The organism is Gemmatimonadales bacterium (genome assembly GCA_036265815.1).
Taxonomy (GTDB): domain Bacteria; phylum Gemmatimonadota; class Gemmatimonadetes; order Gemmatimonadales; family GWC2-71-9; genus CAVVWJ01.
The window spans coordinates 64,453-85,876 of the sequence record DATAOI010000052.1 but is presented as its reverse complement, the minus strand read 5'-3'; the positions used below and the strand labels follow the sequence as shown (position 1 = coordinate 85,876).

At 68.7% G+C, this 21,424-nt stretch carries 19 protein-coding genes; 9 read left to right on the top strand and 10 right to left on the bottom strand.

Annotation, left to right across the window (positions count from 1 at the left end):
• Positions 1 to 10: 10 nt before the first annotated feature.
• A complete protein-coding gene (locus VHR41_11370) occupies positions 11 to 205 on the bottom strand; it encodes a hypothetical protein (GenBank protein ID HEX3234788.1) in 195 nt (64 codons plus the stop codon).
• Positions 206 to 265: 60 nt separating this feature from the next.
• The gene (selD, locus tag VHR41_11365; protein HEX3234787.1) at positions 266 to 1,336 is read right to left on the bottom strand and encodes a selenide, water dikinase SelD; all 1,071 of its coding nucleotides are present in this window, start codon (positions 1,334 to 1,336) and stop codon (positions 266 to 268) included.
• A 42-nt stretch (positions 1,337 to 1,378) separates the two neighbouring features.
• On the opposite strand from selD, the gene VHR41_11360 reads away from it, so the two are divergent.
• Positions 1,379 to 2,092 carry a hypothetical protein gene (locus VHR41_11360; GenBank protein ID HEX3234786.1) on the top strand — a complete coding sequence of 238 codons (714 nt, stop codon included), beginning with the start codon at positions 1,379 to 1,381 and terminating at the stop codon, positions 2,090 to 2,092.
• On the opposite strand, the gene VHR41_11355 is transcribed toward VHR41_11360, so the two are convergent.
• The gene (locus VHR41_11355) at positions 2,087 to 2,986 is read right to left on the bottom strand and encodes a hypothetical protein (protein ID HEX3234785.1); all 900 of its coding nucleotides are present in this window, start codon (positions 2,984 to 2,986) and stop codon (positions 2,087 to 2,089) included. The genes VHR41_11360 and VHR41_11355 overlap by 6 nt on opposite strands.
• Positions 2,976 to 4,358: an amidohydrolase family protein gene (locus VHR41_11350; GenBank protein HEX3234784.1), complete on the bottom strand. Its 1,383-nt coding sequence runs from the start codon at positions 4,356 to 4,358 to the stop codon at positions 2,976 to 2,978. The genes VHR41_11355 and VHR41_11350 overlap by 11 nt, the downstream gene beginning before the upstream one ends.
• Before the next feature lie 94 nt (positions 4,359 to 4,452).
• Here VHR41_11350 and VHR41_11345 point away from each other — a divergent pair, with 94 nt between their 5' ends.
• The 5 genes from VHR41_11345 to VHR41_11325 all read left to right on the top strand — a co-directional run bounded on the left by VHR41_11345 (position 4,453) and on the right by VHR41_11325 (position 10,921).
• Positions 4,453 to 6,309 carry a glycoside hydrolase family 15 protein gene (locus VHR41_11345; protein ID HEX3234783.1) on the top strand — a complete coding sequence of 619 codons (1,857 nt, stop codon included), beginning with the start codon at positions 4,453 to 4,455 and terminating at the stop codon, positions 6,307 to 6,309.
• Positions 6,310 to 6,346: 37 nt separating this feature from the next.
• Entirely contained in the window at positions 6,347 to 6,772 is a 426-nt protein-coding gene (locus VHR41_11340; protein HEX3234782.1) for a hypothetical protein, read from the top strand.
• Between the two features lie 189 nt (positions 6,773 to 6,961).
• On the top strand, positions 6,962 to 9,151 hold the full coding sequence (locus tag VHR41_11335) for an Ig-like domain-containing protein (GenBank protein HEX3234781.1): 2,190 nt from the start codon (positions 6,962 to 6,964) through the stop codon (positions 9,149 to 9,151).
• 10 nt (positions 9,152 to 9,161) lie between these two features.
• Positions 9,162 to 10,199, top strand: coding sequence for a zinc-binding dehydrogenase (locus VHR41_11330; protein ID HEX3234780.1), 1,038 nt, complete (start codon positions 9,162 to 9,164; stop codon positions 10,197 to 10,199).
• Entirely contained in the window at positions 10,196 to 10,921 is a 726-nt protein-coding gene (locus VHR41_11325; protein ID HEX3234779.1) for a hypothetical protein, read from the top strand. The genes VHR41_11330 and VHR41_11325 overlap by 4 nt, the downstream gene beginning before the upstream one ends.
• A 19-nt stretch (positions 10,922 to 10,940) precedes the next feature.
• Here VHR41_11325 and VHR41_11320 read toward each other — a convergent pair whose 3' ends face one another.
• From VHR41_11320 to VHR41_11295, 6 genes are read right to left on the bottom strand one after another with little or no spacing between them, the layout of a single operon-like run.
• A complete protein-coding gene (locus VHR41_11320; GenBank protein ID HEX3234778.1) occupies positions 10,941 to 12,047 on the bottom strand; it encodes a hypothetical protein in 1,107 nt (368 codons plus the stop codon).
• Between the two features lie 18 nt (positions 12,048 to 12,065).
• Positions 12,066 to 13,139: a hypothetical protein gene (locus VHR41_11315; GenBank protein HEX3234777.1), complete on the bottom strand. Its 1,074-nt coding sequence runs from the start codon at positions 13,137 to 13,139 to the stop codon at positions 12,066 to 12,068.
• A gap of 30 nt (positions 13,140 to 13,169) precedes the next feature.
• Positions 13,170 to 13,910: a HEAT repeat domain-containing protein gene (locus VHR41_11310; protein HEX3234776.1), complete on the bottom strand. Its 741-nt coding sequence runs from the start codon at positions 13,908 to 13,910 to the stop codon at positions 13,170 to 13,172.
• Between the two features lie 17 nt (positions 13,911 to 13,927).
• Positions 13,928 to 15,370 (bottom strand): HEAT repeat domain-containing protein, encoded by a 1,443-nt coding sequence (locus tag VHR41_11305; GenBank protein HEX3234775.1) that lies wholly within the window; start codon positions 15,368 to 15,370, stop codon positions 13,928 to 13,930.
• A gap of 8 nt (positions 15,371 to 15,378) precedes the next feature.
• On the bottom strand, positions 15,379 to 16,005 hold the full coding sequence (locus tag VHR41_11300; GenBank protein ID HEX3234774.1) for a hypothetical protein: 627 nt from the start codon (positions 16,003 to 16,005) through the stop codon (positions 15,379 to 15,381).
• A 5-nt stretch (positions 16,006 to 16,010) separates the two neighbouring features.
• Positions 16,011 to 16,544, bottom strand: a complete 534-nt coding sequence (locus tag VHR41_11295) for an RNA polymerase sigma factor (GenBank protein ID HEX3234773.1) — start codon at positions 16,542 to 16,544, stop codon at positions 16,011 to 16,013.
• Positions 16,545 to 16,712: 168 nt separating this feature from the next.
• Between VHR41_11295 and VHR41_11290 the strand changes: the two genes are divergently transcribed.
• The 3 genes from VHR41_11290 to gyrA all read left to right on the top strand — a co-directional run bounded on the left by VHR41_11290 (position 16,713) and on the right by gyrA (position 21,412).
• Positions 16,713 to 16,880 carry a hypothetical protein gene (locus VHR41_11290; GenBank protein ID HEX3234772.1) on the top strand — a complete coding sequence of 56 codons (168 nt, stop codon included), beginning with the start codon at positions 16,713 to 16,715 and terminating at the stop codon, positions 16,878 to 16,880.
• Positions 16,881 to 16,962: 82 nt separating this feature from the next.
• Positions 16,963 to 18,636 (top strand): M28 family peptidase, encoded by a 1,674-nt coding sequence (locus VHR41_11285; GenBank protein ID HEX3234771.1) that lies wholly within the window; start codon positions 16,963 to 16,965, stop codon positions 18,634 to 18,636.
• Between the two features lie 280 nt (positions 18,637 to 18,916).
• Complete coding sequence (gene gyrA / locus VHR41_11280) at positions 18,917 to 21,412, top strand: DNA gyrase subunit A (protein HEX3234770.1); 2,496 nt, start codon at positions 18,917 to 18,919, stop codon at positions 21,410 to 21,412.
• The last annotated feature ends 12 nt before the right edge of the window (positions 21,413 to 21,424 follow it).

Here is a 21,424-nt window from a genome sequence, read left to right as displayed (position 1 = left end):
GCGCGGCCGCTCAATCGATGACCTGCATGTTGTCGATCTCGTCCAGCCGGAAGGTCAGCTCCTCGCCGGTCATGGGCAGGTAACCGATCAGCGCCTCGCCCCGCCCCGCGGAGATCACCCGCACGGCGACCACGATGTACTCGGTGCCCCGGCGCATGAGCGCCACCCGCTGCCCCCGGCGCGCGGCACTCTCCAGCTGATCCATTCGCTCGGCACTCCAGCGCAGTGGGGACATGAGGATTCGGGCAGGCGGAGCGGCGCTGGTCTAGAGCCGGCGGGCGACGCGGATCTGGCCAGGCGGACCCGAGGTGATCCGGCCGATCACGGCCGCCGCCGGCGTCGATTCCTTTTCCAAGGCGGCGAGCAGTGCCGCCTCGTGCTCCGGCGGCACTGCCAGAAGGAGCCCGCCCGAGGTCTGGGCATCGACGCAGAGCGCCCGGTCGGCCGCTGCCAGGTCGTCGGCCCACTCGACCCGTGTCGCTGCGGCCAGGTTGCGCTGGGTGCCGCCCGGCACGATGCCGCGGGAAGCGAGGTTCCAGGCGTGGGGCAGGAGCGGCAGCGCCTCGTAAGCGACCTCCGCGCCGACCTGGCTCGCGTCGAGCATGTTGCTCAAGTGACCGAGCAGGCCGAAGCCGGTGACGTCGGTGGCCGCGCTGACGCCGACCTCGAGCGCCGCCCGGGCGGCGCCCTGGTTGAGCGTGGTCATGCAGCGCACTGCCTCCGCCATCCCGGCTTCCAGCAAGGCGTCGCGCTTGAGCGCGGTCGAGAGAATGCCGGTGCCCAGCGGTTTGGTCAGCACCAGCACGTCTCCGGCACACGCGCCGGCGTTGGTGAGCGCCCGGTCCGGGTGGACCTCCCCGAGTACTACCAGGCCGAAGATCGGCTCCACGACGTCGATCGAGTGGCCGCCCAGCACCATGCATCGGGCCCGCTCGGTGACTTCGAAGGCGCCGCGGAGCACCTCGCCCAGAATCTCGAAGGAGGCCTTCTCGCGCGGCCAGCCGACCAGGCTCAAGGCGAACAGGGGAGTGCCGCCCATGGCGTAGATGTCGCTCAGCGCGTTGGCCGCCGCGATCGCGCCCCAATCCGCCGGATTGTCCACGATGGGCGTGAAGAAATCCACTGTGGCGACCAGGGCGCGGTCGTCGGTGAGGCGGAAGACCGCCGCGTCGTCACGGGTGGCGGCGTCCACCATCACCCGCGGATCCGTCACGCCTGGCAGCCGGCGCAGAATCTCTGCCAGCTCCACCGAGCCGAGCTTGCAGGCGCAGCCGGCCCCATGGGAGAGCGAGGTGAGACGGACTCTGGGTTGTGGCTCGGCGGCTGGCTCCGACATGCTCGTTTCGGAAAGGTCTGCCTGGTGGTAGGATTCCGGCCCATGTCCTCCGACATCATTGCTCTCGGCACCGCCGGGATGCTCGGCTGCCTGCACGCGCTCGAAGTCGATCACATGGTGGCGGTGACCACCTTCGTCAGTCGCCGGCCCACTCTCGCCTCCGCCACCCAGTTCGGCCTCCGCTGGGGGATGGGTCACGGGATTGCAGTGCTCGCCGCAGGCGGCTTCCTGCTGGCAACCGGAATCCGCTGGCCACTCCGGTACGAGCCTCTTGGCGAAGGCCTGGTCGGCCTCGTGCTGCTGGGGCTGGGCGGGTGGGCCCTCGCGTCCGCCCGGAAGTTACACCTGCACTCGGCGGAGGAACACGGGGGACACGCTCATCTGCATGTGCACCAGGGCCTCGGCACCCATGGCCACCCGCACGGCCCCGCCTCGCCCCCCGCGCGGCCGCACGACCACGGTGGTATCACCCTGGTGGGGTTGCTGCACGGCCTGGCCGGGAGCAGCGGCGTGGTGGCCCTGGTGCCGGTCACCATGATGGATCGCGTCGGTCTCGGCCTGGGCTACCTCACCGCCTTCGGCATCGGGGTCACCCTCGCGATGATCCTCTTCGCACTGGTCGCCGCCGGCGCGGTGCGCCGGGCGTCTAGCCGGTCGCTGGCATGGGGGCGCCGGTCGGTCATGCTGGTCGGGTTCCTGGCGATGGCGATCGGTGCCTGGTGGGTGGCGCGGGCGGTGCTGCAGGCAGGACTATGATGCCTCTTCGGCCCAGAGCAGTGCTCGCAAGGCGATGAGCGCCCGCTCCTGCTGGGCCGGCGAGCCGAAGCTCCCGTCGGCCCGCTGGCGGGAGGCCAGCGCGGGACGGGTCCGCTGGATCAGCGCCTTGGCCCGGGGGTGCCGGGTGGCAGACAGGGCCTCCAGCACAGGGAACAGGTCGGCGTTGGGCCAGCTGCCGTCGGCTGCCTGATGCTCCCCGACCAGCGACACCAGTCGGTCCACCACCGCCTGATGCGACGGCCCGGCCAGCGCGAGCGCGTGCATGCCGGCCACGATCACCTCGGGTGCAAAGAATCCACTCCAGCTGGTCCACTGCTCGGCCAGCGCGGCGAGGCTCGCGACGTGCTGCTCCACGGCCGTGCGGGCCGCGTGCCCGGTGCGCAGGGCCCCGCGTAGCGCGAGACAGCTGATGGCGAATCGCGCCGCGGGCTCCGCGCGAAATACCTTGCCGTTGGGCAGGGTGATCGGCGTCAGTCGCTGCTCCGGCGGTGCCGGCGCGAAGAATCCGCGGATATAGTGCTCGCAGATCCGCTGGCCGTGCCGCGGCTTGTCGCAGCCGTCCCCGAATGCGCCGGGCTTCCCCTGCAACCCGAGCACCCAGGTCATTGCCCGGTGGACCGCGGGGTCCCTGCCGCGGCGACCGAGATCGACCAGCTCGTGGACTCGCCAGATCGTGGGGACGGCCGCCCCGCCCACGGTGCCGTCGGGGCGGATCTCGCGCTCCATCGCGACCAGCAGCCGGCTCACCAGCTCGCCCCCGCGGTCCTCCGACCCGAGTGCCGCACGGGCCAGCACGCCTTGCCGGGTGGCCTCGACCCCGAAGAAGCGACCGATTCGATCGATCAGGGCGCTACTACTCGTTTCATCGCTCACGCTGCCACGCCGCACGGATCGAATCGGCCGACAGCAGCCGGCCTCGGGACATCACCCGGTCCACCGACTGGGTGTTGCGGATATCGGCCAGCGGATCACGCTTGAGCACCACCAGGTCGGCGGCCTTTCCCGGCGCGATCAAGCCAAGCGAGTCGACTCCCAGGAGCAGCGCGCCGTTCCGGGTGGCCGCAAGCAGCGCGTCCCGGGGCGTCAGGCCGGCACCGACCAGGAGCGCCATCTCCTCGTGCTCGCTGTACCCCGGAATCAGGAGCTGATTGGAGGCGTCGGTGCCGGCCGCGATGCGCCCGCCCGCGGACTGAAACTGGCGCAGAAACAGGTCCTGCGGCGGCCTCGCGCGGCGGAGCGCCGCGAAGTCATCTACCGTCCAGTGCGCCCGCGCGATCATGTCGGGAACGTTCCAGCGGCGCTGCTCCTCCTGGGGCACCTCCCGCAGCATGCTGTCCCGGACCACGGTGGAATCGTCCAGCCGGCTGAAGGTCTCGTGGAGCACGAGCGTCGGCACCATGATGGCCCGCCGGGCGGCCAGCCCGGTCGCCACCCGGGCGAGCGCCGAGGAATCCAACCCGGCCCAGCTCCGCTCGAACGCTGTCCAGCCGGCGAAGAATCCCTGGCGATGGGCGGTGAACAGTGCCGACGGATCGGCCAGGGCCGCCTCCGGCACGCCGCTCATGTGCTCGATCGAGTTGATTCCGCCTTCCGCCGCCGTGAGCGCGTCGGTGAGACCCAGGTGCCCGCTGACCCTCAGGTTGAAGGTCTTGGCCTCGTCCAGGATGGCTCTGAGCAGAGGCGGGTCGACCCGGCTGTAGACTTTGATGAAGTCGACCCCCGCACTGACCAGCCGGTCCACGTCCTTCCGGGCTTCAGCGGCGGTTGCGGCGCCTAGGGCATCTGGATAGGTGGTGGGTTCGCCATCGATCATGGCGCCGGCGCTGTAGACCCGGGGTCCCGGCAGCGCACCCAGGGCGAGGGCCCGCCGCAGGGCGAGAATGGAGTCCAGGGTCCCGTGCATGTCGCGCACGGTGGTGACCCCCCAGGCGAGGTAGCGAGGCAGCGCCCAGCGGGCCACGTGGGCGTGCGCGTCGATCAGCCCGGGAATGATCCATCGGCCGCGCGCGTTCACCTCGAGGGTACGAGGCGGCAGCTTGAAATCGGCGGCGCTGCCCACCCACTCGATCCGTCCGCGCCGCGCCACGACGGCGGCATTGGGCAGGGCGGGGCCGCCGGTACCGTCGATCAGGGTCGCTCCTACCAGGGCGACGCCGTCCGGCGGCGGCTTCCGGCACCCCGACACCAGGCCGAGCAGGAGCGGCAGCGTTCGGAGAGCCGCTGAGCAGCAGGTGGAACGCCGCATGACGATGGGTGGATAGACGGACAAGATTCAGGGAAGGTGAATGAGTCACCCGCGCGATGCAAGTTCAGTCCAGCGTGACATTATACTTGGGGCGATGACCGACCTCCGTTCTCCCACTCCACTCCAGGCGATAGACAGTCGTGCCGTGGGTGAGGGGCTGCCCCCGATCTCGGCGTACGGCATGATCGGCGATATGCGCACCGCGGCCCTGGTCGGCCTGGACGGCGCGATCGACTGGTGCTGTCTCCCCCGCTTCGACAGCGGCAGCGTCTTCGCCGCGATCCTCGATCGCGAGCGCGGTGGCACCTGGGCCATCCGGCCCCAGGGCGCCTGGACCTCCACCCAGCGGTATCTCCCGCGCACCAATGTCCTGGAGACCACGTTCCGCACCGCCGACGGGGGGGTGGTGGCGCTCACCGACTTCATGCCGGTGGACGAGGACGGGCGCCCCTCGAGCGAGCACCCGGAGATCCACCGGAAGCTCCGCTGCACCCGGGGCCGCGTCCCCATGCACATGGTCTTCATGCCCCGGTTCGAGTACGGCGCCCGGACCACCCGTCTCGAGCTGCTCCGCGCCGGGATCTTCGCCACCGATCGCACCGATCAGGTGCTCACCCTCTCGAGCGCCAAGGCGATCGACTGGATCCTGGAGCAGTCCACCGCCACGGCCCGCTTCGAGCTGGAGAAAGGCGAGGAGCACTGGCTGGTCCTCCGCTACGATGACGACGACATCCACCCGGTGGATCGCTATGAGAGCGCGCAGAAGCTGGACATCACCGCCGCGTACTGGGCGCGCTGGTCGGCCGGGGTGCGCTACCGGGGGCCCTTCCGCGGCATGGTCAAGCGCTCGGCGCTGGCCCTCAAGCTCCTGACTCACGCCGAAACCGGCGCCATCATCGCGGCACCCACCACCTCGCTGCCCGAGACCCTCGGTGGGGGGCGGAACTGGGACTATCGCTTCGTCTGGCTGCGTGACGCCGCCTTCACCCTCGCGGCCCTGGATGCGGTAGGACACCGCCGGGAGGCCGACGCATTCATGCGCTTCCTCAAGAAGGTCTGCCGTCACGAGGGGGGCGGTCACCTGCAGATCATGTACGGCATCGACGGCCGGCGTGACCTGGTGGAGCGCCAGCTCGACCATCTCTCGGGCTACTACGGCTCCCGTCCGGTCCGGGTGGGCAACGGCGCGGTCGGCCAGCTCCAGCTCGATGTCTACGGGGAGGTGCTCGAGACGGCCGACATCTGGCGGCGAAACCACGAGATGACCGAGGGCACCTGGCGGGTCCTGCGCGGCCTGGTGGACTGGGTCAGTCACAACTGGGCGCTCCCCGACTCCAGCATCTGGGAGGTGCGGGGCGAGGTCCGCCACTACGTGTTCAGCAAGGTGATGAGCTGGGTGGCCCTGGATCGGGGAATCCGGATGGCCGAGGAGCTGGGGCTCGAGTCAGATACGGCCGGATGGCAGGCGGCGCGTTCCACCTTGCACGCCGAGATCATGGAACGCGGATGGAGTGAGAAGCACCAGTCGTTCACCCAGGCGTACGACTACGACGCGCTCGACGCGGCGGCGCTGGCGATCCCCATGGTACGCTTTCTTCCCTGGAACCACCCCCGGGTGCAGAGTACCGTGCATGCCGTGGCGCGCGAGCTCACCAGCGCGGACGGGGAGCTGGTCTATCGCTATCGCCACCCGGACGGGTTGGAGGGGGAGGAGGGGGCCTTCTCGATCTGCACCTTCTGGCTGGCGCAGGCGCTCGCCATGATCGGCGAGCCGGAACGCGCCTCCCGGGTGTTCCGGCGGATGCTGCGCCACGCCAACCACGTGGGTCTCTACTCCGAGGAGATCGATCCGGTGACCGGACAGTTCCTCGGCAACTTTCCTCAGGCGTTCACCCACATCGCCCTGATCAACTGCGCGGCGGCGCTCGCCCGGAGCGGGTCCGGGGACTGAGCGCCGCCGCCGGCACTACCGGCGGCGACCCTTCCTGGTGCCGCGACGGGCGACCTTCCGGGCCGATTTCTTGGCCCCGCGCCTGGCACTCTTCTTCGCCGCCTTCCTGGCGCCTTTCCTCGCCGCCTTCTTGGCGCCTCTCCTCGCCGCCTTCTTGGCGCTCCTGTTCGCCGCCTTCTTAGCACCCTTCTTCGCGGCCTTCCTGCCGCCCTTGGCGGCCTTTTTGGCCGACCTGGCACTCTTCTTAGCGGTCTTCTTCGCTGCCCGTTTGGCTGTCTTCTTGGCCGATTTTCTGGCCGCCGGTTTGGAGGACTTCCGCTTCGGGGTGGAGGCGGGCAGGACGGCGGCGCTGGGGGCCGCGGCCGGGGGTGTGGGGGTGACGGCAGGTGGGGGCGCCGGAGCGGGCAGCTCCGTCGGCAAAGGGTCCATCCACCCGGAGCCGGACCAGCCCAATTCCCGATAAGGGTGCTCGGCCATCTTCGCTTCCTCCCAACACAAATCCGGCGTGACCCGCCGACGGTCGTGAGGCGCGCGTGCGCCTGTGCCTGGAAGAACCAGATATAACTTGCACATCTTCGAGGCTTCTGCAAGGCTCGGCGCGCGCTATTATTACCCTGATCCCACTCCTCCTTTCTCTGGACGCCATGCGCCGGTGATATCCTTCCGACCTGAAGCGGCCTGGGCGCTGCTCGCTCTTCTGGGTTGGAGCGCGCCCGCCGTCGCCCAGAGCGTCACCGAGGTGCAGGTGACACCCGAGACGATGACCCTGGCGGTCGGGCAGCGGCAGCCCATCTTCGCGGCCGCCTACGACCGGCAAGGCAATCTCATCCCCTCGGCCAAGTTCACCTTCTGGAGCTCGGACACGCTCATCGCGCGGGTCGCGAAGGATGGCACCGTGCTGGGGGTGAGCCCGGGCCTGGCCAAAGTCGAGGCCCGCCTTCAAGGGAGACGTGCCTCGATGGCGGTGCTCATCACCGGCACGGGCACCAACACGGCAGGAAACGGCCAGCCGTCGGTGCCGCCGGGTTCGGTGCTCACTCTCGACCCCGCGTCCATCATCCTCCTCCCAGGTGAGAGCATGCGGGTCACCGCCCAGGCGCTCCGGGAGGATGCCACCCCTTCGCCCACGCCGGGAAGGGTGTCCTGGAAGTCGCTCAAACCCGAGGTGGCCGAAGTCGATAGCTCGGGCCAGGTGGTGGCGGTTGGAGTGGGAAAGAGCATCATCCAGGCGACCACGTCCACCGGACTGATGGCCACTGCGCCGGTGGAGGTCGAGTCCGCCGATTTCGTGCTCTCCAAGACCCGCATCATTCTGGGTCCCCAGGAGATCGACACCCTGCACGTCCTGGTGCCTTCCCAGAACAATCGTGAGGTCCGTGGCGTCGTCCACTGGTCCTCCACCGACTCGACGGTGGCCGCCGTCGGGCCGACCGGCATCGTGGAGGGCCGGTCGGCGGGCCATGCGGAGGTGGTCGCGACCGGCTTCGGCCAGGAGCGCCGCGCCAGCGTGGTGGTGCATAAGCTCCCGCAGACGCTCGTCGTCTCCCCCCGCCCAAGCACCGGCCCCATTCAGATCCCGCTCCACGGCGCCCGTCAGTTCTCCGCGGTGGCGCAAGCGGCCGACTCTACCCCGATCCCCGAGGCCGCGATCGACTGGTCAGTGGAGGACACGACGGTGCTGGGGTTCGACCGGTCGAAGGGAACGGTCACCGCCAGGACGCCCGGCATGACCAGCCTGTCCGCCCGGCTCCGGGGTTTCCAGCCGGCGGTCTGGTCGATCCAGGTGATCCCCGGCGTGGTGGGGCTGGAGCGCTCCCGCATCGGTCTCAGGTCCGGGGAGCGATCCACCATCCGGGCCGGCCTGTTCGACGACCAGGGCAAGGCGATCGGGCCCGCCACCGACCTCGGGTGGAGCAGCGATCACCCGCAGGTCGCCACGGTCAGCCCGGCCGGCGAAGTGGTGGGAGTCAGTCCCGGGCGCGCCACGGTGACCGCCAATGCCCCTTGGGGCAAAGCCGCGACGGCCGACGTGTTCGTCACCGGCGACCTGCTGGTGTCCTCCAACCGCAGCGGCATGCTCGGCATCTATCAGCTTCGGACCTCGGCCCCCGACACGCTCTTTGCGTTGCTGGTGGACAACGCCTCCAACCGCCAGGCGGTGCTCTCCCCGGACCGGACCCGGGTGGCGCTCAGCTCCGATCGGAGCGGCAGCTACGACCTGTACGTGATGGATGCCGACGGACGGAACCTCCGCCGTCTGACCGTCGATCCGGGTGCCGAAGGGGAGCCCGCCTGGACGCCCGACGGCGCCCGCCTGGTGTACACCTCGACCTCTCTGACCGGCGTCTCCCAGATCGCCAGCATCAAGGCGGATGGCGGAGATTTCCGGCAACTCACCTCTTCCGCCGGAGGCAACCGCTCGCCCGAGGTCTCGCCCGACGGGCGCACCATTGCCTTTGTCTCCATGCGGGACGGCAACACGGAGATCTACGCGATGGACCTGGAAGGCACCAATCCTCGCCGACTCACCAAGACCTCGGACCGCGAGTCCAGTCCCCATTTCCTGTCCAGCGGGGACCTGGTCTTCGCGACCGAGCGAAAGGTGCTGCGGGTCGTCTCCGGGGCACCGGTGCCGGCCGTGGTGCTGCAGACCGACCAGCCGATCGTCGCGATGGACGTCTCCCGCGACGGCGATCGGGTCGCCTACGTCGCCGGCAAGCTGGCCGAAGGAGGACGCGGCAAGAACCAGCTCACCTTGCGGATCCAGGCGCTCACCCCCGGCAGCGTTCCCCTCGCGGTGCCGCTGCGCCCCGGCGAGCAGGTGCTGAGCCCGTCGTTCTGAGCGGCCTGCCATGCGGGCGCTGACCCTCGACGGAACCGGCGGGATCGAGCATCTCGCGGTGGTCGAGATGCCCCGTCCGGAGATCGGCGGCCCTGACGACGTGCTGGTAAGGATCTACGCGGCCGGCCTCAACCGCCTGGACCTGTTCGTCGCCGCCGGGCTTCCCGGAATCGAGTACAGCTTTCCCCACGTGGTCGGCTCCGATGGGGCCGGTATCGTGGAGGAGGTCGGTGCTGGGGTCCAGCAGGTCCGGCCGGGTGACCGGGTGATGCTCAACCCCGGGATCTCCTGTGGCTGCTGCCAGGCATGCCTGGACGGCGATGAGTCGCTCTGCGCGAGCTTCCGAGTCGTGGGCGAGCACCGGCCGGGGACCGCGGCCGACTACATCGTGGTGCCCGCGGCCAATCTGGCCCGGGTGCCCGAGGCGATGCCGTGGAGTCAGGCCGCCGCCTTTTCGCTCGCGACCCTCACGGCCTGGCGGATGCTGGTGACCCGCGCCCGGGTCCGCGCCGGCGAGACGGTGCTGATCTGGGGCATCGGCGGCGGAGTGGCGATGGCGGCCCTGCAGATTGCCCAGCTGCTCGACCTCCGCGCCATCGTGACCAGCGGCTCCGGCCCCAAGCTCGAGGCTGCCCGCCGGCTCGGGGCCGCCGGCGCGATCGACCACACCACGGCGGACGTCGTGGCCGAGGTGCGGCGCCTGACCGGCGGACGAGGAGCGGACGTGGTGCTGGATAGCGTCGGCGAGCGAAGCTGGCCGGACTCGCTCCGCGCGCTCCGGCGAGGCGGACGACTGGTGATCTGCGGCGCGACCAGCGGACCGATGGTCTCGCTCGATCTTCGCCGGCTCTTCTGGCATCAGTGGAGCGTGCTCGGATCCACCCTCGGGAGCCGGCGGGAGTACGCCGAGATCGTCCGCCTGGCCCACCAGGGACGGCTCTGGCCGGTGATCGACCAGGTGGTGCCGCTGGCCCAGTGGCGCGTCGTGCTCGACCGGCTGCAGCGCGGCGAGCAGATCGGCAAACTCGTACTCGAGGTATCGCCGTGAACGAACTCTGGAATCGGCTGCTGACCGGCGCCCAGCAGATCGGCACCGTACTGCCGGCCCTCCTCGGGGCCGCCGTGATCCTCCTGACCGGCTACTTCCTGGCGCGCCAGATCCAGCGCTGGGCCGACGACACGCTCAAGCGGATCGACTTCAACCGCGTCGCCGCCGCGGGCGGGCTGGACGAGGCCGTGGGCCGCACCGGGTCACGCCTCGACCCCATTCGCGCGACGGCCAAGCTGATCTTCTGGCTGGTGATGCTGGTGGTCATCCTGCTCGCCACCACGGCGCTCGGGCTGGAGAGCATCAACGAGATGTTCGGGACCATGCTGGCCTTCATCCCGACGCTCATCGCCGCGATCGTGATCGTCATCCTCGGCATGGTGGTGGGGGAGTTCGTTCGGGGACTGATTCTGGCATCCGCCGGGAGCGTGGCGGGGGTGCCCACGCTGGCCAAGATCGCCAAGGGTGCCGTCATCCTCATCTCGCTCTTCATGGCGCTTCAGCAGGTGGGCGTGGCGGCGGAGATCGTCACGGCCACCTTCACCCTCATCCTCGGCGCGGTGGCCCTGGCGGTCGGTCTCGCGTTCGGATTGGGGAACCGCGAGTTGGCCGGCGAGATCACCCGCCGCTGGTACGAGGAAGGGCGCCGGCGGGACCGCCGGCGCACCGACCGCCAGGGCCCCAACATCCCGCCGGGCGGCGACCCGCCCATCCTCGACTGACGCGATCCATTGACGCGATCTATTTGAGAGTGTAGCGCCCTACCGTGCGGCGGCCGTCCGAGCCCTTGATGGCCGCGTAGACGGCCGACTTTGCCCCGAACCCCGCGAGCGCGGCTCCCTCGGGGAAGGTGACCTCCCGGCGCCACTCGCCTGTCCCATCGAACACATCGTAGGTGAGCGGCGCGTCCTCCTGTGCCCGGGGGCGCTGCAGCCAGACCTCGCCATTGGGCCGCCCCAGGGCAAAATCGAACGGTGGCTTGGTATCGGCGAAGGGATACTCGACGTGCAGATCCTGCGGCATGCCGAACTGCTTGCCGTGCTCCCGCACCTGGGCCAGCACCCGATCGCGATCCTGCTGGGTAACCGGCAGCTTGGTGTACTCGCGAGTCTTGCCGATCTTCCAGGTCCCGTCGGATGCCCGCCAGTCGACCCGGTTCTGACGCCCCCGAGCCACCCAGGCAGCACCATTGGGCAGCACCCCGAAGAAATCATTCGGCCCGAAGACCTTGGCCGCCTCCTGAACCTCGGTGCCGAAGGTGGCGTCACCGTAGTCTGGGGCGGTCAGGTTAGCGACTGTGTCGACCGCTCCCGTCTTGAGGGTGATTCGAAGCACGGGAATGCTGTCCGGCCGCAGCGTCCGCCCCGGCTCGCCTCCGCCCAGCACCGCCTGATAGTCGATCTTGTACCCGTGCCCAACGGCATCGTACACCAGCACGGGTGCGCTCCCCGACACCGGCGCGATCGGCAGCACGCCCAGCGCCTTGCCGCTCTCGTTCCAGAGTGTGGTGCGGGCGGCGCTGAAGTCGACCAATGCCACCGTGTCGCCCGCAAGATGGGCCACCCACCCGGGGAACTTGTACTGCTCCGCCGGGGCCGTGGCCGTGATGGAGTCGACCCGGGTACCGAGCGTGTCCAGCTTCCCGCTCCCCAGGTCGCCCCGGAGGAACAGCTTCTCCTTGGTGTCCGCGAAAGCGACGCGGCCATCACCCAGCTCGACGACGTTGCTCAGCTGAGGGAAGCTGACGGGGAGCTTGCTCTCGAGCTTGAGACCGCTCTGGCTCTCGGCGCGGCTGCAGGCGATGACGCCGAGGAGGGTTAGCGGACAGATCGGGCCCGGCCACTTCATTCGGGAATTCCTCCGAGATCAATGGATTGCGGCCGCGGCCGGCAGCGCCACGCGGAGCAGGCGGGCGCCCTCACGGGAAGGCTCCGCAGCCAGGACCACGCCCTCGCCCACTGCGAGGATACGCCCTCGGCCGGTCAGCTGGATCTCTCGGATCAGCTTCCCCTGGCGGTCCACCACATGGTAGCGGCGCGCCGAATCGGCAGGGGCGCGGCTCTTCTCCAACCAGACCTCGCCCGCCGGCGAGGTGAAGCCGGCCTCGAACGGTGGTTTGACCGGAGCGAACGGCAGCTGCTCGGCGGTGGAGCGGAGCTCGGGCGGAAAGCGGCGGAGAAACAGCTCGCGGTCGTATCTGGTGACCTCGAGTACCCTGTCCGGCAGCGCCTTGCCGCGGGTCCAGGTGCCCTTCGGATCGCGCCAGTCCACTCGGTTGTCGTACACCCGCGCCACCCAGACCGAGCCGTCTGGAAGCACTCCCCAGCAGTCCGCGCCGCTGAAGACCCGGCGCTCGAATCGCCGGCCGCTCTCACTCTCGATCTGGGCGATGTCGAGCGGCGCCAGCCGAACCAGCGTATCCGGATGCTCGAGGGCCGGTCCGGTTCGCACCACGGCCGCCGAGTCGCGGTTGCCCTGACCATCGGGGCCGGCCCGCTGGGCGACCTCGAAATAGAACCGGCCCGCTCCGTCGCGTGCACGGGCGAGCACGCCGCGCAAGGCGTCTGCAGCGGGAACCGATCGCACGAATCGGCCGTCGAGGGTCCAGAGCGACGTGCGCCGCAGCCCCCAGTCGCTCACGTAAAGCGTATCGCCTGCACGGAACAGGGTCGAGGGGTTTCGGGACTCCTTGCCGTTTGCACCCCCCAGCTGCCCGATCTTCCGGCGGGCGAAGTCTACCACTGCTACGGCCTGGTCGGCCGGAGCCAGCACCGCCCATCGGTCGCCACCCAGCCAGACACCCTGGGACACTTCCCCGTACGAGCTGGCCACCGTATCCCCGGCTCCGCCCAGACGGACGACGGGTGCGGACGCCTTCTGCCCGCCGCAGGCGATGACCAGGCCGGCGGCGGCAGGAAGGGCGTGGGGGGCGAGCCGCATGCCCCCAATGTAATGGGGCCGAGCGGGGGGTTAGCGGAGGATCTCCTCGAACAATGCGAGGGCGCGCGGATCCTCGCTCTGTCCCAACCAGAAGAGCGCGGCCTTCCGAAGCTCGGGATGGTGATTGGTGCGGGCGATCCGGATGAGCGCCGGCACCCCTTCCTCGGACGGCCGCTGAGACAAGGCGAAGACCGCTTGCTTGCGCACCTCGAGATCGCCGCTGCTATCCACCGCGATCGAGTCGAGACCCCGAGCCGCCGCCTCCCCCGCGGCCTGGCCCAACCAGAAGACGGCCTGGCGTCTGGTCTCGAGCGGAACCGCCGGGGCGCGGGCGAGACGCAGCAGTGTGGGCCACACGATGACGCTGTCCGCCAGGGTGGCCGCCGAGATCAGGTTCTCGCCCGCCGCATCCGAGTGCTCGGCCAGCGCCAGGAGCTCGGTCGCGGCCGAGCGGGCGGGGAGCATCCCCAGGTCGATGGCGCCGGCCTCGGTTGCCCACCGGCCGCCGACGTGCGTGTGTGCGTCGGTCAGCCGGCCGCCGCTGACCCGAAGCGAGACCCGTACCGGACCGCGGTCGCAGTCTGCCACCCACTCGTCACCCTTATCGCTGATAGTGATGCCATTGCTGCTGCCGCAGACGCCCTCGCGCGCCGCGAAGCTCAGCCGGATGGTTCCCTGTCCCAGCGCGGCCATCCGCTGGGCCAGCGTCTGGCCGCTGAGCGCGGCCGGAAACGCCAAGAGTGTCAGGAGGGTACCCAGAGTCGGACCCATGAGATTCTCACCTCCGCTCAGGGTTTCTCGATGATGTCCTGCAGCGCCTTGGCGGCGCGCGGATCGTCGCTCTGCCCCAGCCAGAAGAGCGCCTTCTTGCGCAGCTCGGGATCGGAGTCGCTCTTGGCGATGTCGAGCAGCTTGTCGACCGCGGCCGGCTCCTCCCGCTGAGAGTAGACGAAAATGAGCTGCTCACGCATGGCCCGGTCGGTCATGCTGGTATAGAGCCCGGCGAGATCGGCCATCGAGGCACCGGTCTGCCCCGCCCAGAAGAGCGCTTGCTTCCGCAGCTCCAGCGGCTGGGTGGCGTCCCGCGCGATCCCCAGCAGCCAGCGCACGTTCTCCGGGCCACCAGCCTGGGAGACCGAGAACAGAATCTTGTTTCTGAGTCCCTCGTCCTTGAGCCTGCCGTAGAGCGAGCGGAGGAACGCCTCGTTCTCCGCCCCGCCGCTCTGCCCGATCCAGAAGATCACTTTCTCTCTGACCGCGGCGGCCAGTTCTGCCCGCTCGGCGTACCCGCGCAAGGCTTGCTGGGCCCGCGGACTGCCCTGTTGAGAGAGGGCGAAGACCGCCTTTTCCTGAATCGCGGCGTCCTTCGAGCTCCGTAGGATCGAATCCAGAGCGCTCACCGCCCGGTCGGTATTCACCTGCGAGAGCCAGAATACGGCCTGCTCTCTGACCTCGTGGTCGGGATCGGTCCGCGCGGCGTTGAGCAGGATCTCCTCGGTGCCTCCCTCGCTCTCCTGGGCGATCAGAAAGACGGCCTTCCGCCGGAGGCAGACCGAGGCAGGATCGCGTCGCGCGAGCACCCGGCGGAGGATGGGACGCGCCCGCTCGTCGTCCATCTGTTGGAGCGCGCTGAGCGCGGCGAGCTTGGTGTCGTCCGCTTCGCTCTCGCAGCCGCCCTCCGGGCCGGACGGCGGCTCGGGAGGCTCCGGTGCTACCGGAGCTTCCGGCGCCTCGGGGGCCTCCGGCGGCTGCACGGCGGCGTTCGCCGCCCGGGTGATGTCTGCCGCCGCTTGGGAGTCGCCCCGCCGCGCCAGCTCGCCCTGGATCCGCCGCTCCAAGGCGGCAGCGTCGCCCCGGGTCGCGGCTTTGGGGAATCGCTCACTCTGCGCCCGGAGCGCCGCGAGTCCGGCGCGCAACTGGCTCTCCCCGCCCAATCGATAGAGCGAGAAGGCGCTCCAGTAGAACGAGTCGGCCACGTAGCCCGAGCGGGGGAAGCGCGTGGGGATCTGACCGAAGAGGTCGGCGGCGTGCGCGTAGTCCCGTCCATTGAGCGCCTCGCGCGCCGCCCGATACAATGAATCGGCGGGATCTCCCTGCAGCCAGGGGGCCGGCACCTCTGGCCTGAGAATGCCGGCCGAATCCTGAGCCACCGTCGCGCGATCCTGCGGCTTCGGCGTCACGAACCATTCGCCGAGGCCCATCGTCGCGGCCAGCATAACTCCGAGTGACATCCGATACATCACAACGCTCCTTGCATTTGGGTCGCGCCAGCGGGCACGGCCGTCCGGAGGCGGGAGAGCATCCCGTCTCGCTCGATTCCTTCTCGAATCAACTCCAGGTCCTGCTGGTGAGGCTGCGGCGTGAGCTGAGCGATTTCGGCCAGCACCAGCTCGAGGTCGTCCAGCAGGAGCCGGGTCCTGCGGTCCGCGGCAGCGGGTGAATCCAGCAGCATCCGGTTGGTGGCCAGGAGCTCCCGAGCGGTGGCCGATGCCAGCCGCTCATTGCCGCCCGAACGGATGGATGCCCGGAAGAGCGTGAGGAAGACCTCCGACCGGCCCAGGTGATCGGCCGCGGCGAGCCGGTAAGCGGTGGCATTCGTCCGGACTGGAGACCGGGTCGCGACCGGGGTCGGCGCGCTCGGCACGCCGGTCTGCACCGAGAGCCGGCCCAGGCCGATCCCCAGGGCGAGCACGGCGGCGGCCGCGGCGGCCCAGGGGATCCAGCGCCGGGGAGAAGCCGGCAGCCTTCGGAGGGGGCGTCGGCGGGATTGAATGGCCCGCCACATCTCCTCCCGAGGCGTCTCAGGCGGAGCGTTGTAGTCGCGGGCTGCCTGGCGCAGCATCTCGTCCCACTGATCGTCATTCATGCGGCTCATTCCCTGGCGAAGTCGGCAAGGGCCTCGCGCAGCCTGGCGCGGGCGCGGAACAGCTGAGCCTTGGAGGTGCCCGACTGGACTCCCAGCGCGGCGGCGATCTCCTCGTGAGTGTACCCCTCGACGTCGTGCATCACGAACACCGTCCGATATCCGTCGGGGAGGTCGTCGATAGCGTTCGAGAGCCGGACCTTCAGATCGGGGTCTGCCTCCCGGCGCGCAGTGCCCACCACCGGCGCTTCGTCCAGCGGCACCTCCCGTTCCCTGGCCCGCCGGATCTTCCGTAACCCATTGAGGGTGATGGAGATCGCGATCGAACACAACCAGGTCGACAATGCCGCCTCACCCCGAAACTCGCGCAACCGCTGGAACGCCCGGATAAAGGTTTCCTGGGTGTAGTCCTGGGCTCGGTCGAGATCACCCGCCATCCGATGCACCAGGCGAAAGACGCGGTCCACGTGAGCGTCGTACAATGCCCGCTCGGCGCTCGGGTCACCTTCGAGCACTCGGCCGATCAGTTCACGGTCGTTCACGGGCTCCGGCGCTTGAAGGTCGTAGGCTCGAACCGGCACTCTGACACGCCCCGGACGGAAAGGGTTGGTCGGCGGTTCCCAGGCAACCCTCCTCGGGTTCGACGCGTCTCATGCCTACGGGTGCAGAAAGCCGCACGGCTTGGCATGATGGTCACGGAGAGGTGCTCGATGATTCAGCTCAGGAAGCGGGAGCCGGTGACAGTATACGAAGTGCTCGACGGGGCCGGCCGTCCAATCGGGGAAGTGGTGCAGCCGGCCGGCCAGCCCATCATGGCGCGCGGCGCGGGCACGGTTCTTCTGGTGCGTGCGGGACCGGGGTCGATGCTTCACGGCTGACGCCCTGAAACGAATTCCGCCGCCGGACAGTATGTTGGGGATCGGTTTTCATTCCTACCTCACCATTTTCCGGCGGCGATTCATGGAGAGACCGTGGCGGCTGGTTTCCCTGCTCCTCCCCCCCATTCTGGCATGCGCGGGTTCGCGGGCCGAGGCGCCCACGCCGAAGAGTGCCACCAGTCCGGAGATCACTCCAGCGGATCTCAGGACCCGCAGCTACATCTTCGCCGACGACTCTATGCAGGGCCGCCAGGCCGGCACTCCCGGAAACGTACGGGGTAACGCGTACATCTCGGGGGAGCTGGCCCGGCTGGGTCTCAAGCCCGGAGGTGACCAGGGCGGATATCTGCAACGAGTCCCCCTCATGAGGTACGCGGTCGACACCGTCCACACCACCCTTGACGCCGGTTCCGTCAAGCTCCGGGCCTTCCAGGACTACTACCCGTATCAGCCCACCTTCGAGCTGCCGGCGCGGCCCATCGACGGTGCTCAGGTGGTCTACATCGGAGGCCGGAGCGATTCGGCGGCGCTGCCGGCGCGCGAGGCACTGCAGGGGAAACTGCTCGTCTTTCGCAACCAGGGGGATGGGAAATCGATCGCGGCGCCGGACCTGGGGCCGGCGGGACGGCTCGGGCTGGCCGCCGGGATCGCCATCACCGATATCGACGGGCTGATTGCCAGCAATACCAATTATCTACGCGCGCCCCGGCTGGAGGTGGCCGCCGAGACCAAGGTGCCGCCCGGTGCGACCCAGCCTCGTATCGTCTTTCTGCCCACCGGAACAGTGCAAACGCTCTTCGGCAAACCGCTCGACGCGCTTCGGCCAGGGGACACCGGCGCCACCCTGGGCGGCGAGGTTTCCTACGCGGCCACCGATGTCTCCTCCACCAATGTGGTCGGCATCCTGGAGGGCGCCGACCCGGCGCTCCGCGGCGAATATGTCGCGCTGGGCGCGCACAACGACGCGATCGGTATCGTGCCACCGGTGGATCACGATTCGATCCGTGCCTACAACACGGTCATGCGTCCCCGCGGGGCCAACGATTCGCCCGGCCAGCCTACGGCGGAGCAGTGGGGGCGGGTTCACGGAATACTGGACAGCCTGCGGCGGCTGCACCCTGCCCGGGCCGACTCCATCGTGAACGGCGCGGATGACGATGGCTCGGGATCGATGGGTCTGCTGGAGGTCGCGGAGTCTTTCGCCAAGGGTCCCCGGTTCAAGCGTTCGCTGCTCTTCGTCTGGCACACCGGCGAGGAGTCGGGACTGCAAGGCAGCCGCTGGTTCACCGACCACCCGACCGTGCCTCGCGACTCGATCGTGAGCCAGCTCAACGTCGACATGATCGCCCGGGGAGGGCCGCAGGACGAGCCCAAGGGCGGACCGGGGTATCTCCAGGTGATCGGGTCGCGCCGGCTGTCGACCGAGCTTGGCGATCTGGTCGAGACGGTGAATCGGGAAGGGAAGCACGGCATGCAGTTCGATTACAGCTACGACGCCGACGGGCATCCGGACAACTTCTATTGCCGCAGCGATCACTACTCCTATGCGCGGTACGGGATTCCGATCGCGTTCTTCAGCACCGGCGGCCACCGGGACTATCACCAGGTGACCGACGAACCCGAGTACCTGGACTACGAGCAGTTTGCCCGCGTCACCCGGTTCCTCGCTGATGTGGCCGGCCGAGTGGCCAACCTGGATCACCGGGTGGCGGTGGACAAGCCCAAGCCGGATCCCGACGCGCCCTGCCACCAGTAGGTGGGCGGCTCTGTCATCCCGAGCAGCGCAGCGAATGGGCTCGGGATGACGGTTTGGCTTGGAATGAGGGCGTGGCGCTCGGGGTGACGACCCGGCGCGTGGGCTGACAGTTCCGCCCTGGACCACCGGGTCGTACCGACCCCTCCCTCCCTCTCCTAAGTCGTTGTCTCCCCAACATTTCGTGTGCTGCTTCCGGTTGCGTCGGACCGGCGCGTCCGGGTATATTTCGGCGTCTCGGACCGACCCGGGATCGCCCCCATTTCCCTAGCACGTGACGCACATGACCGCACCCAATTCGCGCGAACGAATCCTGCCCAGGCTCATCGAAGACGAGATGCAGCAATCGTTCATCAACTACTCGATGAGCGTCATCGTCTCGCGGGCCCTGCCGGATGTGCGGGACGGCCTCAAGCCCGTGCACCGCCGGATCCTGTACGCGATGAACGAGCTCGGATTGGTGCCGGGTCGCGCCTACAAGAAGGCAGCCACCGTGGTGGGCGACGTGCTGGGCAAGTATCACCCGCACGGCGATTCCTCCGTCTACGACGCGCTGGTGCGCATGGTGCAGGACTTCTCGCTGCGCTATCCGCTGGTCGACGGGCAGGGGAATTTCGGCTCGGTGGACGGCGATCCGGCGGCGGCCTACCGCTATACCGAGGCCCGGCTCACCCGGGTCGCGGTGGCGATGCTGGAGGACATCGACAAGAACACCGTCGACTTCCAGCCCAACTTCGACGACCGTCTGCGGGAGCCGACGGTGCTGCCGTCGAAGATCCCCAACCTGCTGGTCAACGGCTCGTCCGGCATCGCGGTGGGCATGGCCACCAACATCCCACCGCACAACCTCCGCGAGGTGGCCAAGGCGGTCGAGCTGCTGATCGACGATCCCGAGACCAGCATCACCGACCTCCGCAAGGCGATCAAGGGCCCTGATTTTCCCACCGGCGCGTACATCTACGGTCGCCAGGGCATCAAGGAGGCATACGAGACCGGGCGGGGCCGGGTCATCATGCGCGCGCGGGCCCAGATCGAGGAGAAAGAATCATCGGGCCGCTCCCAGATCGTGGTGACCGAGATCCCCTACCAGGTCAATAAGGAGAACCTGGTCAAGTCGGTCGCGGAGCTGGCGTCGGAGAAGAAGATCGAGGGGATCACCGGGGTCAACGACGAGTCCGACCGTGAGGGCATGCGGATCGTCATCGAGCTCAAGCGGGACGCCATCCCCAACGTCGTGCTGAACCAGCTGTACAAGCACACCGCCATGCAGGCCACCTTCGGCGTGATCATGCTGGCCCTCGACAAGGGCGCGCCCAAGGTCATGAATCTCAAGGAGCTGCTCGAGCGCTACATCGAGCACCGTCACGAGATCGTGATCCGCCGGACCCAGTTCGACCTCACGGCGGCCGAGGCACGGGAGCACATCCTCGAGGGCCTCAAGATCGCCGTCGATCACATCGACGAGGTCATCAAGATCATCCGCGGGTCGGAGGACACACCGCAGGCCGATGCGCGGCTGAGGAAGCGTTTCGGGCTGAGCGAGAAGCAGAGCGACGCCATCCTCAACATGCGGCTGGCCCGGCTGACCGGACTCGAGGTGGAGAAGCTGGAGGCCGAGCTCAAGGAAGTCCGGGCCACCATCAAGGACCTCAAGTCGATCCTGGCATCCCGGCCCAAGCGGATGACCATCCTCAAGGAGGAGATGAAGGAGGTGGTCGAGCAGTTCGGAGACGACCGCCGGACCGAGATCGTGGCCGACCAGGGCGAGTTCACGGTGGAAGACCTGATCGCCGAAGAGGACATGGTGATCACCATCTCCCACACCGGGTACATCAAGCGGATTCCGGTGTCGGCCTACAAGCGCCAGCGGCGCGGGGGACGCGGGCTCAACGGCGCCGACCTCAAGGCTGACGACTGGGTGGAGCACCTCTTCATCGCCAGCACCCACGACTACCTGCTCTTCTTCACCAACACCGGCCAGGTATACTGGCTCAAAGTGCATGAGATTCCCCAGGCCAGCCGGGCGGCGCGGGGCAAGCCGGTGGTCAATTGCATCGCCATCAAGCCCAACGAGCAGGTGGCGGCCCTGGTGCCGGTGCGGGAATTCTCCGAGGATCAGTGCCTGATCTTCGTCACCCGGCTCGGCACCGTGAAGAAGACGGTGCTCTCCGCCTACGGCAACGTCCGGGCGAACGGCATCTGCGCCATCAACATCGACGACGGCGACGAGCTGATCGACGTGCAGGTGTGTGACCAGAACAGCGACATCATCCTGGCCACCAAGGACGGCATGAGCATCCGGTTCCACCAGGGCGATGTCCGGGACATGGGCCGGGCCACCACCGGGGTGAAGGGAATCGAGCTGGAGAAGGGCGACGAGGTCATCGGCATGGTCGTGGTCCGGCGCGACGCCACACTCCTGGTGGTGAGCGAGAAGGGCTTCGGCAAGCGCTCCGAGCTGGCCGACTACCGGGTGCAGAAGCGGGGCGGCAAGGGAATCATCACCCTCAAGAAGACCGACAAGACCGGCTCGATCGTGGCGCTCAAGGAAGTGATCCCGGACGACGAGCTCATGATGATCACCCGGCATGGAGTCATCATCCGACTGCCGGTGGACGGTATCCGGGTGATCGGCCGCAATACCCAGGGCGTCAAGGTGATGAATCTGGACCAGGGGGATACGGTCGTGGACGTCGCCCGGGTAGTGAAGGAGGATGAGGGAGGCCCGGAGGACGCGATCGGAGGAGACGAGGTCACTCCGACGGCCGCCGTCGAATGACCGGCCGGTAGC